The sequence below is a fragment of the Roseovarius sp. SCSIO 43702 genome (genome assembly GCF_019599045.1).
Lineage (GTDB): Bacteria > Pseudomonadota > Alphaproteobacteria > Rhodobacterales > Rhodobacteraceae > Roseovarius.
In genome coordinates this window covers 2725671-2739288 of record NZ_CP080623.1, presented here as the reverse complement: position 1 = coordinate 2739288, position 13618 = coordinate 2725671, and the positions used below count along the sequence as shown (strand labels likewise).

The 13618-nt window shown below is 66.7% G+C and carries 18 protein-coding genes; 7 read left to right on the top strand and 11 right to left on the bottom strand.

Annotated elements, in window-relative coordinates:
- The first annotated feature begins 56 nt into the window (after positions 1–56).
- Together K1T73_RS13590 and K1T73_RS13585 are read left to right on the top strand one after the other, a co-directional pair.
- Positions 57–800, top strand: coding sequence for a triacylglycerol lipase (locus K1T73_RS13590; RefSeq protein ID WP_220601215.1), 744 nt, complete (start codon positions 57–59; stop codon positions 798–800).
- Positions 797–1954, top strand: a complete 1158-nt coding sequence (locus tag K1T73_RS13585) for an alpha-D-ribose 1-methylphosphonate 5-triphosphate diphosphatase (RefSeq protein ID WP_220601214.1) — start codon at positions 797–799, stop codon at positions 1952–1954. The genes K1T73_RS13590 and K1T73_RS13585 overlap by 4 nt, the downstream gene beginning before the upstream one ends.
- Before the next feature lie 25 nt (positions 1955–1979).
- On the opposite strand, the gene K1T73_RS13580 is transcribed toward K1T73_RS13585, so the two are convergent.
- From K1T73_RS13580 to K1T73_RS13570, 3 genes are all read right to left on the bottom strand, one after another.
- Entirely contained in the window at positions 1980–3062 is a 1083-nt protein-coding gene (locus tag K1T73_RS13580) for a 5-(carboxyamino)imidazole ribonucleotide synthase (protein ID WP_220601213.1), read from the bottom strand.
- On the bottom strand, positions 3055–3537 hold the full coding sequence (purE, locus tag K1T73_RS13575; RefSeq protein WP_220601212.1) for a 5-(carboxyamino)imidazole ribonucleotide mutase: 483 nt from the start codon (positions 3535–3537) through the stop codon (positions 3055–3057). The genes K1T73_RS13580 and purE overlap by 8 nt, the downstream gene beginning before the upstream one ends.
- Before the next feature lie 124 nt (positions 3538–3661).
- Positions 3662–3886, bottom strand: a complete 225-nt coding sequence (locus K1T73_RS13570) for a YdcH family protein (RefSeq protein ID WP_220601211.1) — start codon at positions 3884–3886, stop codon at positions 3662–3664.
- Positions 3887–4131: 245 nt separating this feature from the next.
- Between K1T73_RS13570 and K1T73_RS13565 the strand changes: the two genes are divergently transcribed.
- Together K1T73_RS13565 and K1T73_RS13560 are read left to right on the top strand one after the other, a co-directional pair.
- Positions 4132–4554 (top strand): Hsp20 family protein, encoded by a 423-nt coding sequence (locus K1T73_RS13565; protein WP_220601210.1) that lies wholly within the window; start codon positions 4132–4134, stop codon positions 4552–4554.
- Positions 4551–4778, top strand: coding sequence for a DUF1150 family protein (locus tag K1T73_RS13560; protein ID WP_220601209.1), 228 nt, complete (start codon positions 4551–4553; stop codon positions 4776–4778). Before K1T73_RS13565 ends, K1T73_RS13560 begins: the two co-directional genes overlap by 4 nt.
- A 92-nt stretch (positions 4779–4870) precedes the next feature.
- Here the strand turns inward: K1T73_RS13560 and K1T73_RS13555 are convergent, their stop codons facing one another.
- Genes K1T73_RS13555 through K1T73_RS13540 form a run of 4 tightly spaced genes read right to left on the bottom strand, consistent with a single transcriptional unit; the run spans position 4871 to position 6905 of the window.
- Positions 4871–5269: an ACT domain-containing protein gene (locus tag K1T73_RS13555; protein WP_220601208.1), complete on the bottom strand. Its 399-nt coding sequence runs from the start codon at positions 5267–5269 to the stop codon at positions 4871–4873.
- Between the two features lie 19 nt (positions 5270–5288).
- A complete protein-coding gene (locus tag K1T73_RS13550) occupies positions 5289–5933 on the bottom strand; it encodes an SDR family NAD(P)-dependent oxidoreductase (RefSeq protein WP_220601207.1) in 645 nt (214 codons plus the stop codon).
- Positions 5934–5944: 11 nt separating this feature from the next.
- Positions 5945–6370, bottom strand: coding sequence for a DUF1178 family protein (locus K1T73_RS13545; protein ID WP_220601206.1), 426 nt, complete (start codon positions 6368–6370; stop codon positions 5945–5947).
- A 52-nt stretch (positions 6371–6422) separates the two neighbouring features.
- Positions 6423–6905 carry an NUDIX hydrolase gene (locus tag K1T73_RS13540; RefSeq protein WP_220601205.1) on the bottom strand — a complete coding sequence of 161 codons (483 nt, stop codon included), beginning with the start codon at positions 6903–6905 and terminating at the stop codon, positions 6423–6425.
- Positions 6906–7067: 162 nt separating this feature from the next.
- On the opposite strand from K1T73_RS13540, the gene modA reads away from it, so the two are divergent.
- Genes modA through modC form a run of 3 tightly spaced genes read left to right on the top strand, consistent with a single transcriptional unit; the run spans position 7068 to position 9585 of the window.
- Positions 7068–7811, top strand: coding sequence for a molybdate ABC transporter substrate-binding protein (gene modA / locus K1T73_RS13535; protein ID WP_220601204.1), 744 nt, complete (start codon positions 7068–7070; stop codon positions 7809–7811).
- Entirely contained in the window at positions 7808–8497 is a 690-nt protein-coding gene (gene modB, locus K1T73_RS13530; RefSeq protein ID WP_220601203.1) for a molybdate ABC transporter permease subunit, read from the top strand. The genes modA and modB overlap by 4 nt, the downstream gene beginning before the upstream one ends.
- Positions 8494–9585 (top strand): molybdenum ABC transporter ATP-binding protein, encoded by a 1092-nt coding sequence (gene modC, locus K1T73_RS13525; protein ID WP_220601202.1) that lies wholly within the window; start codon positions 8494–8496, stop codon positions 9583–9585. Before modB ends, modC begins: the two co-directional genes overlap by 4 nt.
- A 53-nt stretch (positions 9586–9638) precedes the next feature.
- On the opposite strand, the gene K1T73_RS13520 is transcribed toward modC, so the two are convergent.
- The 4 genes from K1T73_RS13520 to K1T73_RS13505 are packed head-to-tail and all read right to left on the bottom strand — an operon-like array spanning position 9639 to position 13508.
- A complete protein-coding gene (locus K1T73_RS13520; RefSeq protein ID WP_220601201.1) occupies positions 9639–10652 on the bottom strand; it encodes an ABC transporter ATP-binding protein in 1014 nt (337 codons plus the stop codon).
- Positions 10649–11617 carry an ABC transporter ATP-binding protein gene (locus tag K1T73_RS13515; RefSeq protein ID WP_220601200.1) on the bottom strand — a complete coding sequence of 323 codons (969 nt, stop codon included), beginning with the start codon at positions 11615–11617 and terminating at the stop codon, positions 10649–10651. Before K1T73_RS13515 ends, K1T73_RS13520 begins: the two co-directional genes overlap by 4 nt.
- On the bottom strand, positions 11617–12525 hold the full coding sequence (locus K1T73_RS13510; protein ID WP_220601199.1) for an ABC transporter permease: 909 nt from the start codon (positions 12523–12525) through the stop codon (positions 11617–11619). The genes K1T73_RS13515 and K1T73_RS13510 overlap by 1 nt, the downstream gene beginning before the upstream one ends.
- The gene (locus K1T73_RS13505; protein ID WP_259400258.1) at positions 12522–13508 is read right to left on the bottom strand and encodes an ABC transporter permease; all 987 of its coding nucleotides are present in this window, start codon (positions 13506–13508) and stop codon (positions 12522–12524) included. The genes K1T73_RS13510 and K1T73_RS13505 overlap by 4 nt, the downstream gene beginning before the upstream one ends.
- Positions 13509–13618: the final 110 nt, after the last annotated feature.

The window sequence follows — 13618 nt, the reverse complement described above, 5'->3', positions numbered from 1 at the left end:
CGAAGTGCCGTTACGGGCGGCATTGCGCGGCGCGGGGGGATCGCTATCTAGGGGGCATGGTGCGGCTCATCCTCCTTTTCCTTTTCGTGTCGGTTCCCGCGGGCGCCATGGCGGATTGCGTCGTGCTGTTGCACGGGTTGGCGCGCACCGAGAATTCCATGAGGGTGCTCGAGGAGACGCTCGAGGTGCAGGGATATGACGTGATCGCGCCGCGCTATCCCTCGACGCGGGCCGAGATCGAGCGTCTGGCCACGGACACCCTGCCCAAGGCCATCTCGCGGTGCGGCGAGTCACGGGTCCACTTCGTCACGCATTCGATGGGCGGCATCCTGCTGCGGCACTGGCTGCGCGACAACCGGCCCGAGCGGCTGGGCCGCGTCGTGATGCTGGGCCCGCCCAACCACGGCTCGCAACTTGTGGACGAGCTGGGGGGGCTGGAGCTTTTCGCATGGATCAACGGACCCGCGGGCGCGCAGCTCGAAACCGGGCCGGAGGGCGTGCCCGAGAACCTGCCCGATGTCGATTTCGAGCTTGGCGTGATCGCGGGATCGCGCTCGCTCAACCCCTATTATTCGAGCCTCATCGAGGGGCCGGATGACGGCAAGGTGTCGGTCGCCTCGACCAAGGTCGAGGGGATGGCGGATCACCTCACCTTGCCGGTGACGCATACGTTCATGATGAACAACCCGCTGGTGATCGCGCAGGTGGTGGCGTTCCTGCGCGACGGGAAGTTCGACCGGGACCTGGGGTTCTCGGACGTGATCGACCTTGGCACGGAATTCCTGGACGTGGAGCGGTGAGCACGCTCGACCTGCGGCTCGTCGGCGCGGATGTGCTCGTGCCGAACGGGGTGGCGGAGGCGCCCGTGCGCCTGGCGGATGGCGGCATCGTCTCGGATGCGCCGGGGCGCGAGATCGACCTCGGCGGGTTTCTCGTGGCCCCCGGCATCGTGGATATTCACGGCGACGGGTTCGAGCGCCATCTTGCCCCGCGGCGGGGCGCGATGAAGGATGTGGAGGCGGGGTTGCTCTCGGCCGAGGCGGAACTGGCCGCGAACGGGATCACGAGTGCCGTCCTCGCGCAGTTCTACAGTTGGGAAGGGGGGATGCGCGGCCCGGACTTCGCCGAGGCGGTTTTTGGCGGCGTCGCCGCCGCGCGGGCGCGGGTTGCGACCGATCTGCATCTGCAGATGCGCTTAGAGGTGGCAATGCTCGACGATTACGGCGCGGCCGAAGAGGTCGTGGCACGCCATGGCGTGCGGTTCGTTGTCTTCAACGATCACCTGCCGCACGATGCGCTCGAGCAGGGCAAGCGCCCGCCGCGCCTGACGGGGCAGGCGCTCAAGGTGGGCCGAAATCCCGAGCGGCACCTCGAGATGATGCAGGCCATGCATGCGCGGATGGACGAGGTGCCCGTCGCGCTCGACACGCTTTGCGCGCGGCTCGGCCGGCGCGGGGTGTTGATGGGATGTCATGACGCCCGGACCGCCGAGGCGCTGGCAGAGTGGCGCGGGCGGGGCGTGCGCGTGGCGGAGTTCCCCGAGACGGCGGAGGCGGTCGAGGCCGCGCGGGACGCGGGCGATCCGGTTGTCATGGGTGCGCCCAACGTGGTGCGCGGCGGGTCGCATAACGGCAACGTGAGCGCCGCGGAGCAGGTCATGATGGGGCAGGTGACGGCGCTCGCCTCGGATTATCACTATCCGTCTCTGACCCGCGCGGTGCGGCTCCTGGTCGGATCGGGTGTGCTGGACCTGTCCGACGCATGGCGGCTCATATCGGAAGGGCCGGCGGGTATTCTCGGGCTCACCGATCGCGGTTCGCTACAGCCCGGTCGGCGCGCCGACCTGGTGGTGCTCGAGCCCGGCAGTCTGAGGGTCGTCGCGACGATCGCGGGCGGGCGTATCAGCTACATGAGCGGCGAGGCCGCCGCGCGTTTCGTGAGCGGCGGATCATGATTGGTCCGGACATCGACCGCAGGCGTCAGGCCGGGCGCTCGGGCCTCGCGATCCGATTGACGTGGCCCATCTTGCGCCCCGGCTTCACCTCGGCCTTGCCGTAAAGATGCAGCGCGCAGTCGGGGGAGCGCGCGAGCCTGGGCACGCGGTCCATGTCATCGCCGATGAGGTTTTCCATCACCACGTCCGCGTGCCGTGAGCCGTCGCCCAGTGGCCAGCCCGCAACCGCGCGGATATGCTGCTCGAACTGGTCGACGGCGCAGCCGTTCTGCGTCCAGTGCCCGGAATTGTGCACGCGCGGCGCAATCTCGTTCACGATGAGGCCATCGTCGGTGACGAAGAGTTCGACCCCCATGACCCCCACGTAGTCGAGCGCGTTCAGGATCCTGCCGGCAAGGAGCACCGCGTCGGTCCGCTGCGAGGTCGAAAGCCGCGCGGGGATCGTGGTCGTGCGCAGGATGCCGCCCTCATGCACGTTTTCGCCGGGATCGAAACAGGCCACCGACCCGTCCATCCCGCGCGCGGCGATGACCGAGACCTCGTGGCTGAACGCGACGAACCCCTCGAGCACCGAGGGCGCGCCGTTCATGTCGGCGAGGGCCGCCTCGGCATCGTCGGGCGAGGAGAGCCGCGCCTGACCCTTGCCGTCATAACCGAAACGGCGGGTCTTGAGGATGGCGGGAGTGCCGATGCGGTCGATCGCGGCGACAAGGCCCGCCGCGTCGTCGACCTGCGCATAGGGTGCGGTGCGAAGCCCGAGATCGGTCAGGAAGTCCTTCTCGGTGATGCGGTCCTGGCTCACACGGAGCGCCTCGCGGCCCGGATGCACCGGGGCGAGGCTTTCGAGGATGTCGAGCGCCGAGGTGGGGATGTTCTCGAACTCGTAGGTGATGACATCGACGGCGTCGCCGAAGGCGCGCAAGGCGTCCTCGTCGTCATAGGGCGCCTTGAAGTGGTAGTTGGCCACGTGGCTCGCCGGGCAGTCGCCGCCCGGCTCGAAGATGCATGTCTTGAACCCCAGCCGCGCCGCGGCGACCGAGAGCATGCGGCCAAGCTGACCGCCGCCGAGGATGCCGATGGTGGCGCCGGGGGCGAGCGGATCAGTCATCGGAGGGCTCCTCGGGGATGGAAGCGGAAAGCGCCGCGCGCCAGTCGTCGAGCCGCCGGGCCAGCGCCGCGTCGGTGGTGGCGAGGATGCCGGCGGCCATCAGCCCCGCGTTCATCGCGCCCGCCTCGCCGATGGCCATGGTGGCCACGGGATAGCCGCGTGGCATCTGGACGATGGAATAAAGGCTGTCGACGCCCTTCAGGGCACGGGTTTCGATGGGCACCCCCACGACCGGGACGCGGGTTTTCGAGGCCATCATCCCCGGCAGGTGCGCCGCACCCCCCGCACCGGCGATGATGACCTTGAGACCGCGCTCGGCGGCGGTCTTGCCGTAGTCCCAGAGCCGGTCGGGCGTGCGGTGAGCCGAGACGATCCGGGTCTCGTAGGGAACTTGAAGCTCGTCCAGGATCTCGGCGGCCTTGCGCATGGTGGGCCAGTCCGACTGACTGCCCATGATGATGCCCACGCTGACCATGTTCGCGCCCCTTCCCAAGGTTATGGAGTGCGGCACTATACGCATGAAGCGGACGGTGACAAGCGGGCGATGAGGGAGCTGCGCGCGCGTGCAGCAAGGCCCGGGTCCGGCCCCGGGGCGCGGCTCAGGCGATGATGTCGGGCGTGAGCCGATCCTCGATCCAGGTGATGCGGTCCTTGAGGCGCAACTTCTGCTGCTTGAGACGCTTGATCGTGAGCGCATCGCGCGCGCCGCGTTCCTCGAGCGCCTGGATCGCGACGTCGAGATCGTGGTGCTGCCGCTTGAATTCGATCAGTTCGACGCGCAGCACGTCATCGGATTTCATGGAGAGATCGCCGAATGCCGTCATTGCCGATCTGATCCTTGTCTGATTCTCACGGGATTGCCGCCGGATTATAGTGCAAAACCGAAAATTTTCCAAGTAAATCCCGTGGTTGCGACGATGCCGCGATCCGGCCCGGACGGGTTGGCGTGCTAACCATTCCTGCATCCGAAACCTTGCAGAGGGTGCCGCAACGCCCCATATTCAGGTCAAGTGGTCGCCTTTGACAGGGGCCGCGCATATGGACCAGTCGCTTGATAAAGGACGTGTCAATGACCAAGCTTTCTCTGGGGGCGCACCCCTACATGCTCGGCTTCGAACAGCTCGAGCGCCTTCTGGAACGCAGTGCCAAGTCCGGCAACGAAGGTTATCCGCCGTTCAACATCGAACAGACCTCGGACAATTCCTACCGTATCACGCTAGCCGTGGCGGGGTTTGGAGAGGGCGATCTGTCGGTGACGGTCGAGGACCGGCAGCTTGTCATCCGGGGGCGCCAGCGGGACGAGGCGGACGATCGCATCTTCCTGCATCGTGGCATCGCCGCGCGGCAATTCCATCGCTCCTTCGTCCTTGCCGACGGGGTCGAGGTGGGGGCCGCGATCATGGAAAACGGCCTGCTGCACATCGACCTCACCCGCGCGGAACCCGAAAAGGTGGTTCAGACCATACGTATAGAGAAAGGACAGACGTCATGAATACGCCCTATGACTTCAACATGACCGACGAGGCGCGCATCGCCTATGTCCGCCCCGTCGCCGTCTCGGAACTGCCCGAGGAGATCCGGGCGCAATTGCCCGGTGCCGAGACGATCTATGCCGTTCACAGCGCCATGGGCGAGCGACTCGCCCTGGTGCGGGAGCGCGGGATGGCCTTCGTGCTGGCGCGGCAGAATGACCTGCATCCGGTGACGGTGCATTAAGGCCCGCGATGCCGCGCGCCACGGCGTGCGGCGATCCGACAGATGGTGCCGCGCGGAAGAGCGTTCCGCGCGGCTTTTTCACGCCCTCCGGTTCAGCCTTCGCGCGAGAGATTCTCGAGGATCGCCATGGCATCCCCGGCCCGGTCCTCGGGCACGAAAAGATGATCGTGGAAGAACCCCGCGACGGGGTTCACCCCCATCCCGTGCGCCGCGAGTTCGGTCGCGATGCGGGCGATGAAGCCCACCGCATGAAGCGCGGAATGGATGTCGAGCGTGATCATCCGGCAGGGAAATTCGTGATCCAGCCCGGCCGCTTCGGCCTCGGACCGCGTGATGACGAGGGTCGTGCCCTCGGCTTCGTGAAAGATCATGCGGGGGCGTAGCGTATCGGGCCATGTGCCATCGGGCCGGGTGGCGAAGACATAGGTTTCGGGCGCGAGCGTGGGTCGCATGCCCGCCAGAAGCGCGTCGAGATCGGTGCCGCCGGTCATTGCCTGATCCTGAAAGAGGTCAAAACGGGTGCTCCCGTCCGTCCCATGTTCTGAAACAGCCGGTCGTGTCGAGGTCGAGCTCATCGAACCGCGCATGCAGCCCGTCGGCGGACTCGGTGGGTGAAATGGCGGCGCTGTCGCCGCCCATGTCCGTGCGCACCCAGCCCGGATGGTAAATGCCCACTGCGATGCCCCGCGGCGCGAGGTCGGTGGCTAGGTTGCGGCCGAGGTTGAGCACCGCGGCCTTCGACGCGCGGTAGACATAGCTTCCGCCCGGCGCGAGCGTATCGCTGGCCATCTGGCTCGAGATGATCGCGACGCGCGGGCGGTCACTGCGCGAAAGATGCGGGAGAAGCGATTGAATCGACAGGAAAACGCCGGTCACGTTGGTGGCCATCGCCTCGGCCCACATCGCCGGCGGATAGCCCGTGTCGAGCGTCTCTCCCTTGTCGGGATATATGCCTGCATTGCAGACCAGGAGATCGACCGCGTCGTGGCCGAGCGAGCTTGCAAAGGCAGCATGGCTCTTGGGGTCGGTCACGTCGAGCGTTGCATCGCCGCCGTCCGACCGGCTCGTCCCAGTCACGCGGGCGCCAGCGCCGGCGTAGCGTTCGGCCAGCGCCTTGCCGATGCCCCGGCTGGCCCCGGTGATGACGACATGCATCTCTTCGCCTTTCAGTTGATCCTGGCCTTCGGGGTGAAGGGCAGGGGGGCGATGGGCACGCCATCTTCGATCAGGCGCCGGGCCTCCTCGGGGCGGGCCTCGCCATGGATGGCGCGTTCGGGCACGACACCCTCGTGCATGTCGCGTGCCTCGCGCGCGAAATTGCCGCCGACATAATCGGAATTCGCTTCGACATGCTTGCGGATCTCGGCGATCGCGCGGGCCATCGTCTCGGGCGTGGGGCGTGCCTCGGGCCGGGCCGGGCGGGCACGGCTTTCCTGCACGCGCGGGGCCATCAGCGCCTTCTCGACATCGGTGCTGCCGCAGACGGCACAGGAGATATGGCCCGACTCCCGCAGCGCGTCGTAGGCGGCATCCGACTTGAACCAGCTTTCGAAGCGGTGGTCGTCAGGGCATCTGAGGGTGAACTTGATCATGTCTCTTCCGGTTGCACAGCTAGGGAATTAGATAGCGATCCGGGGTGCGAATTCAACTTGAACTATGCGCGGGCTTGTCCAGCACGCGCGGGTCGAAATTGCGCAGGAGCTGCGCAAGCTCGGGTTCGGCGACGGCCTTGGCCGCGCGTTTCGGGCGCATCCACTTGCGCTTGCGCTGATCGGATTCGGGAAATTTGGCGAGCAGGGTCTTGACCTTGACCGGATAGACCAGCGCGAGGCACGGCGCCTCGTGCGACGGGTGCAGCGACTTGGCATAGGAAAACACGCCGAGACAGCGATCATAGGCCTTGCCCTTCACGCCCGCTTCCTCCCACGCCTCGATGAGGGCGGCTTCGGCCGGGGTCTTGCCGGGCATGGGCCATCCCTTGGGCAGGATCCACCGCCCCGATCCGCGCGTCGTGACGAGCAGGATCTCGGGCTTGTCCTGTCGCATGCGAAAGCAGAGCGCCGCGAATTGCGACCGCATCTCGCTCTTGTCGTAGCCCTCGAGGGCGATGGGGGCCTGACCGGCCATGGTGCCTATCCGCTTGGTGGACTTCAATATCTTTCCCGCAGGATATTGCGGATCGCCCCGGTTTCGCCAGAGGGAAGCGGGCAGGGCGCGGCGCGGTTCGGCAAAGGGGCCACAGGCCGCCACCGCTTGTGCGGGGGGAAGCTTTGCGAAATACTGCGGCCCATGATCCGTTTTTTCGCCTTTCTCACAAGTATTTGCCTCGTTTCGGTCCAGGCCGCCGGGGCCGAGCCGCTGAGGGTCTTCGCCGCGGCGTCGCTGAGCGGGGCCTTGGAGGAGATGCGCGTCGCATGGCCCGGTGACGCGGTGATCTCCTACGGCGGATCGGGCAGCATCGCGCGGCAGGTCGCGCAGGGTGCGCCCGCCGACGTGGTGATCCTGGCCAACACGGCGTGGATCGACTGGCTCGAGGCCGAAGGCGCGCTGAGAGAGGGCGCGACGCTCACGCTCTTGGGCAACCGGCTCGTGCTCATCGCGCCGGAGGGCGCGGCCGACCTGCCCGAGTTGACGCCGGAGGCGCTTCTGGACCGGCTGGGTGATGGGCGGATGGCCGTGGGGCAGGTCCTGTCCGTCCCGGCCGGGATCTACGCGAAGGAATGGATGGACGCAGCCGGGCTCTGGCGCGCGCTCTCGCCGCATCTGGCCGAGACGAGCGATGTGCGCGCGGCACTTGCGCTGGTCGAGCGCGGTGAGGCGCCACTCGGTGTGGTTTATGCCAGCGATGCGAAGGGCGCGCGGGTGCGGGTGCTCCATGAGATCGACGAGAGCCTGCACAGCCCGATCCGCTACGGCGCGGCGATCACCCGGGCGAGCAATCATCCGCAAGCCTCTGAATTCGTTGACTACATGCTGGGGGAGGGCCAAGCCATCTTCGGAAGGCACGGCTTCCTGCCGGTGGCGGCACCATGACGCTCCGGCCCGAGGAATGGGCGGCGCTGACATTGTCGCTCAAGGTCTCGATCTGGGCCACGCTCGTGGCGCTGCCGCTTGCTGTCGGGGTGGCGTGGCTGCTGGCGCGGCGCGAGTTTCCGGGCAAGGCCTGGCTCAGCGCGCTGGTGCATCTGCCGCTGGTGATGCCGCCGGTGGTGACGGGCTACCTGCTGCTTCTGACCTTCGGGCGGCAGGGGCCGATCGGCGGGTTTCTCGAACAGTTCGGCCTTGTCTTTGCCTTTCGCTGGACGGGCGCGGCGCTGGCGGCGGGCGTGATGGGATTTCCGTTGATGGTCAGGGCAATACGTCTCGCCTTTGAAGCGGTGGATCCCAAGCTCGAGGCAGCGGCCGAGACGCTTGGCGCGGGGCGGTTGCATGTCTTCGCGCTTGTCACGCTGCCGCTCATCGCGCCGGGGATCCTCGCGGGCGTCGTGCTGGGCTTCGCCAAGGCTATGGGCGAGTTCGGCGCGACCATCACCTTTGTCGCCAACATCCCCGGCGAGACGCGCACACTGCCGACGGCGATCTATACCTGGCTCCAGGTTCCGGGCGGCGAGACGGCGGCGATGCGGCTCCTGATCCTGTCGGTGATCGTCGCGGTGGGCGCGGTGCTGATCTCGGAATGGCTGGCGCGGCGCGTGGCGCGCGGGATCGGGCGGGCATGAGCCTTTCGGTCGCGCTTCGCCATCGCTTCGCGGGTTTCACGCTCGAGACGGAGTTCGAGTCGGGGGCGGGCGTGACTGCGCTTTTCGGACCGTCGGGGTCGGGCAAGACGACCGTGGCGAACGCGGTCGCGGGGCTCTTGCGCCCTGACGAGGGGCGGATCACGCTCGGCGCGCGCGTGCTGCTCGACACGAACCGTGGCGTGGCGGTGCCGGTGGCGAAGCGGCGCGTGGGCTACGTCTTCCAGGACAGCCGGCTTTTTCCGCACATGAGTGTCGCCCGCAATATCCGCTTCGGCCAGCGTTTCGCGCCCGCCGGAGAAAATGACGAGATGGCGGTGATCGGGATGCTGGGGATCGGTGCGTTGATGGATCGCAGGCCCGGCGCGCTCTCGGGCGGGGAGGCGAGCCGCGTGGCGCTGGCGCGGGCCCTGTTGTCGCGGCCGGACATCCTCTTGATGGATGAGCCGCTCGCGGCGCTCGATGCACCCCGCAAGGAAGAGATCCTGCCCTATCTCGAGCGTTTGCGCGACCACGCGGCCTGCCCGATCCTCTATGTCAGCCATTCGCTCGCCGAGGTCACGCGGCTTGCCGACCGGATCATCGTGCTGAACGAGGGGCGCGTGGTGATCGAGGGTCCGGTCGAGGAGGTGCTGAGCGATCCCGCCGCGCTGCCCTTTGTCGGCGTGCGCGAGGCGGGTGCGATCCTCACCGCGACCGTGGCGGCGCACGAGGCGGATGGGCTCACGCGGCTGCGGCTCGATGCCGGCGAGCTTCTGTTGCCCGCCCTGGGGGTCGGGCCGGGCGCGCGGGTGCGTGTGCGTATCCTGGCAAGCGATGTCCTGATCGCGCGCGGGCGGCCCGAGGGGCTGTCGTCGCGCAACGTGCTGCCCGCCGTGGTCACGGCGCTTCACCGCGGAGAGGGGCCGGGGGTCGCCGTGCAACTCGCGATGGGCCGCGACCGCATCCTCGCGCGCATCACGGCGCGTGCGGCCGAGGAGCTGGAGTTGCGCCCCGGCGCGGAGGTTCACGCCATCCTGAAGGCGACGGCGGTGCCTCGCGGCAGCATCTCAAGCGCCCGAGAGCGTTGAGTTATCCACAGGAGTTCCGCCCCGAACAGTACAAAAGCGATATTTGGGTGAAATCACTCGGTGTGATGACACGCCACGTCCGTCGCCGTCGTCTCGAGCCGGCGCAGGCGCGGACGTTCCTTGCGGCAGATCTCGGTCGCGAGCGGGCAGCGCGGGGCGAAGGGGCAGCCGACCGGCAGGTTGACCGGATCTGGCAATTCACCGGGCGTGCGCGGCTTGTCGAAGGATCCGCCCTCGAGCTTCGGGATCGCCTCGAGCAGGAGGCGTGTATAGGGGTGCTTCGGTGTGGAAAACAGCGTGCGCGTATCGGCAAGCTCCATAACCTGCCCGAGATACATCACGGCGACGCGGGTGCCGAAATGCTCTACGACGCTCAGATCGTGGGTGATGAAAAGATAGGTCAGCCCGCGTTCCGCCTGCAAATCGGTCAGCAGGTTCAGGATCTGCGCCTGGATCGACACGTCGAGCGCCGAGATGGGCTCGTCCGCGACGATGAAGGCGGGGTTCGTCACGAGGGCGCGGGCGATGGCGATCCGCTGCCGCTGACCGCCCGAGAACTCGTGCGGCAGGCGGCGCTGCCACGAGGGATCGCAGCCGGTGGCGGCGAGCACGTCCTCGACGATGGCGCGCACCTCGTCCTTCGATTTCTCGGGCATCAGGTGGCGCACGGGTTCCGCCAGCGTGTCGAACACGTTGCGGCGCGGGTTGAGCGACGCATAGGGGTTCTGGAATACCATCTGCATGTCGCGGCGCACCGGCTTGCGCCGGCGCTCGTCCATCTGGTCGATGCGCTCGCCCTTGAAGTAAACCTCGCCCGCCGACGGCTCCTGAAGGCCGATGATCGCGCGGCCGAGTGTCGTCTTGCCACAGCCCGATTCGCCAACGACGCAGAAGGTTTCACCGGCTTCGATGGCGACATCCACGGTGTTGAGTGCGTGCAGCACGGGCTTTTCGCGGCTGAGGAAGTGGGTGGGCAGCGAAAAACGCACCTCGAGTCCGCGGGTTTCGACGAGGGGCGTGGTGTTCGCCTCGTCGCGCGTGTCGGGGGCGGTCTGAACCTCGGTCATGCGGTTTCCTCGGGAGTCAGAAGCGGGTGATAGCAGGCGACGCCGTTCTTGAGATCGGGCATGAAGGCGCGACATTCCTCGGTCGCACGCGGACAGCGCGGGTGATACGGGCAGCCCGTGGGCAGATTGGTGATCGGCGGCATGGAGCCGGGTATCTGGTAAAGCTTGGCGCCGCGTTCCGAGTTCTGCGGAAGCGCCTGGAGGAGCCCCGAGGTATAGGGATGCTGCGGGTTGTCGATGATCGCGCGCGTCTCGCCGGTCTCGACGCATTTGCCCGCATACATGATCATGATCTTCTGCGTCACCTCGGCCACGACACCGAGATCGTGGGTGATGAGGATGAGCGCCACGTCATTCTCGCGGCAGAGCTTGAGGATGAGGGCCATGATCTCGGCCTGGATCGTCACGTCGAGCGCGGTCGTGGGTTCGTCCGCGATGATCAGTTCGGGATCGGTCAGAAGCGCGATGGCGATCACCACCCGCTGCCGGAGCCCGCCCGAAAGTTCGTGCGGATAGGCGTCCATCCGGCTTTCGGCCGAGGGGATCGCCACCAGCTTGAGCTTCTCGACCGACAGGCGATGCGCCTCGCGCCGGGAAATGCGGCGATGCGCCTTGAGCGTCTCGATCATCTGGTCGCCGATGGTCAGGACCGGGTTGAGCGTGACCATCGGATCCTGGAAGATCATCGAGATGCGGTTGCCGCGGATCGAGCGGATCTGCCGGTCGGAGAGTTTCAGAAGGTTCTCGCCTTCGAAGCGGACTTCGCCCGCGCTGACGCGGCCCGGCTCGGCGATGAGGTTCAGGATCGCGAAGGCGAGCATCGACTTGCCCGCACCGCTCTCGCCCACGACGCCCAGTCGCTCGCCCCGCTCGAGGCGCAGGGAAACACCGCGCAGCGCCTCGATCTCGTCCGTCTTGCCGCGCGGGAAGGCCACGCGCAGATCGTCGATTTCCAGCATCGCCATCAGTCGTCCCCCCGCCGCAGTTTGGGATTGAGCACATCGCGCAGCCAGTCGCCCAAAAGGTTCAATGCCAGAACCAGCGCCACCAGCACGAGCGCGGGATAGAGCGTGATCCAGTATTGACCCGAGAAGATGAACTCGAACCCCGACCGGATGAGCGAGCCGAGAGAGGGCCGGTCGACCGGCATGCCCAGCCCGAGGAACGACAGCGCCGCCTCGGTCATGATCGCCTCGGCCACCTGGATGGTCGAGATGACCAGCACCGGCGTCAGCGTGTTGGGCAGGATATGCTTCCACATGACCTTGCGCGCGGGAAGACCGATGACGCGCGCGGCGTCCACGTATTCCTTCTTGCGCTCGCCCAGCACCGACGAGCGGACGGTCCGTGCGAACTTGGGCCATTCGGCGATGCCGATGATCAGGATCAGCATGAATATGGCCCAGTCGGCGTAGATGTTCGCGTCGAACGCGGCCTGGAAGAGCGCCAGCACGATGATCGCGATCATCAGCGTCGAAAGCGACATCTGGATATCGGCGAGCCGCATGAGGAAACTGTCGATCCAGCCGCCCTTGTAGCCCGCGATGAGACCCAGCGTGACGCCGAGCACGCCCTGCACGATCACCGCGCCGATGCCGATGATGAGCGAGATGCCGGTGCCGTACATGATCGTCGAGAGCACCCCGCGCCCCTGCGCGTCGGTGCCGAGCAGGTAGCGGTCGTCACCGCCCGGCGCCCAGGCCGGCGGAAGCTCGCTGTCCATGATGTCGAGCTGCATCAGGTCATAGGGGTTCTGCGGCGCGACGAGCGGCGCGAAGACGGCCATCAGCGTCAGGATCAGCAGGACCACGCCCGCCCCGATGGCGACCGGATCCGCGAAGAAACGCTTAACAATGGTGTTCCAGTTGATCATGCCTTGGCCCCCGGCAGTTTCACCATCGGGTTGATGAGCGTGTAGATGAAGTCGACGATGGTGTTTACCACCACGAAGATGAGGCCCACGACGATGATGTAGGCGATGATGAGCGGCGTATCGACGCGGTTCACCGCCTCGAGGAAGAGAAAGCCCATGCCGGGCCACTGGAACACCGTCTCGGTCAGGATCGTGTAGGCGATGAGCGTCCCGATCATCAGGCCGCCCACCGTGACGACGGGCAGAAGCGTGTTGCGGAAGGCGTGCACGTAACGCACCCGCGCGGTCGAGAGCCCCTTGGCGCGGGCGAAGCGCACGTAGTCGGTGCCCATCGTCTCCATCATCTCGGCCCGGATGAGACGGATGAACAGCGGCAGCATGATCGAGCTGAGCGCGATCGAGGGCAGGATCAGGTGTGCCAGGCCGTCAAGCGTGAGGAACCCGGTGTCCCAACCCCAAGGAAGCTCGACCGTCTCGCCGCGTCCGAAGGCCGGAAGCCAGCCCAGTTCGACCCCGAAGAGCCATACGAGAAGGATCGCGGTCAGGAAGACCGGGATGGAAATGCCCACGATCGAGGCGGTCATGATGGTCTTGGCGATCCACGAGTCGCGGTGGATGGCGCAGTAGATGCCACCGGGGATGGAGAGCGACAGGAAGATGAAAACAGCGCCCAGCACGAGCTCGAACGTGGCGGGGAACTTGTCCATGATGACGTCGAGCGCGGGGCGCTTGAAGAAGTAGGAGGTGCCGAGGTCGCCCTGAACCGCGTTTCCGAGAAAACGGAAATACTGGACGAAGAAGGGATCGTTGAGGCCCATCCGGTCGCGCAGGGCCATGCGCTCGGCCTCCGAGACCGACTGACCCACGAGCTCGCGAAGTGGATCGCCCAGGTTGTCCTGAATGGAGAAGCCGATGAGCGAAATGACGAACATCACGATCACGGCCTGGATGGCGCGACGGATGAGAAAGGCGATGATGTGCATGAGCTGTGGTGTCTCTGGCAGCGGCTGGAGGGGGGCAGGCGGCGTGGGGCTCGGCGAGATTGCCCCGCACCTGATCCGGTACGGATAGCACAGGCGGGCCGGGGAACCGG

What these genes read in the sequence shown, in the direction of transcription:
- K1T73_RS13565 (WP_220601210.1), top strand. Translation starts at nt 4,132, where the DNA reads ATGACCAAGCTTTCTCTGGGGGCGCACCCCTACATGCTCGGCTTCGAA.
- modA (WP_220601204.1), top strand. Translation starts at nt 7,068, where the DNA reads ATGATCCGTTTTTTCGCCTTTCTCACAAGTATTTGCCTCGTTTCGGTC.
- K1T73_RS13555 (WP_220601208.1), bottom strand. Translation starts at nt 5,269, where the DNA reads ATGACCGGCGGCACCGATCTCGACGCGCTTCTGGCGGGCATGCGACCC.
- K1T73_RS13540 (WP_220601205.1), bottom strand. Translation starts at nt 6,905, where the DNA reads ATGGCCGGTCAGGCCCCCATCGCCCTCGAGGGCTACGACAAGAGCGAG.
- K1T73_RS13580 (WP_220601213.1), bottom strand. Translation starts at nt 3,062, where the DNA reads ATGACTGATCCGCTCGCCCCCGGCGCCACCATCGGCATCCTCGGCGGC.
- K1T73_RS13510 (WP_220601199.1), bottom strand. Translation starts at nt 12,525, where the DNA reads ATGATCAACTGGAACACCATTGTTAAGCGTTTCTTCGCGGATCCGGTC.
- K1T73_RS13520 (WP_220601201.1), bottom strand. Translation starts at nt 10,652, where the DNA reads ATGACCGAGGTTCAGACCGCCCCCGACACGCGCGACGAGGCGAACACC.
- K1T73_RS13515 (WP_220601200.1), bottom strand. Translation starts at nt 11,617, where the DNA reads ATGGCGATGCTGGAAATCGACGATCTGCGCGTGGCCTTCCCGCGCGGC.
- K1T73_RS13505 (WP_259400258.1), bottom strand. Translation starts at nt 13,508, where the DNA reads ATGCACATCATCGCCTTTCTCATCCGTCGCGCCATCCAGGCCGTGATC.
- K1T73_RS13590 (WP_220601215.1), top strand. Translation starts at nt 57, where the DNA reads ATGGTGCGGCTCATCCTCCTTTTCCTTTTCGTGTCGGTTCCCGCGGGC.
- K1T73_RS13545 (WP_220601206.1), bottom strand. Translation starts at nt 6,370, where the DNA reads ATGATCAAGTTCACCCTCAGATGCCCTGACGACCACCGCTTCGAAAGC.
- purE (WP_220601212.1), bottom strand. Translation starts at nt 3,537, where the DNA reads ATGGTCAGCGTGGGCATCATCATGGGCAGTCAGTCGGACTGGCCCACC.
- K1T73_RS13570 (WP_220601211.1), bottom strand. Translation starts at nt 3,886, where the DNA reads ATGACGGCATTCGGCGATCTCTCCATGAAATCCGATGACGTGCTGCGC.
- modC (WP_220601202.1), top strand. Translation starts at nt 8,494, where the DNA reads ATGAGCCTTTCGGTCGCGCTTCGCCATCGCTTCGCGGGTTTCACGCTC.
- K1T73_RS13560 (WP_220601209.1), top strand. Translation starts at nt 4,551, where the DNA reads ATGAATACGCCCTATGACTTCAACATGACCGACGAGGCGCGCATCGCC.
- modB (WP_220601203.1), top strand. Translation starts at nt 7,808, where the DNA reads ATGACGCTCCGGCCCGAGGAATGGGCGGCGCTGACATTGTCGCTCAAG.
- K1T73_RS13550 (WP_220601207.1), bottom strand. Translation starts at nt 5,933, where the DNA reads ATGCATGTCGTCATCACCGGGGCCAGCCGGGGCATCGGCAAGGCGCTG.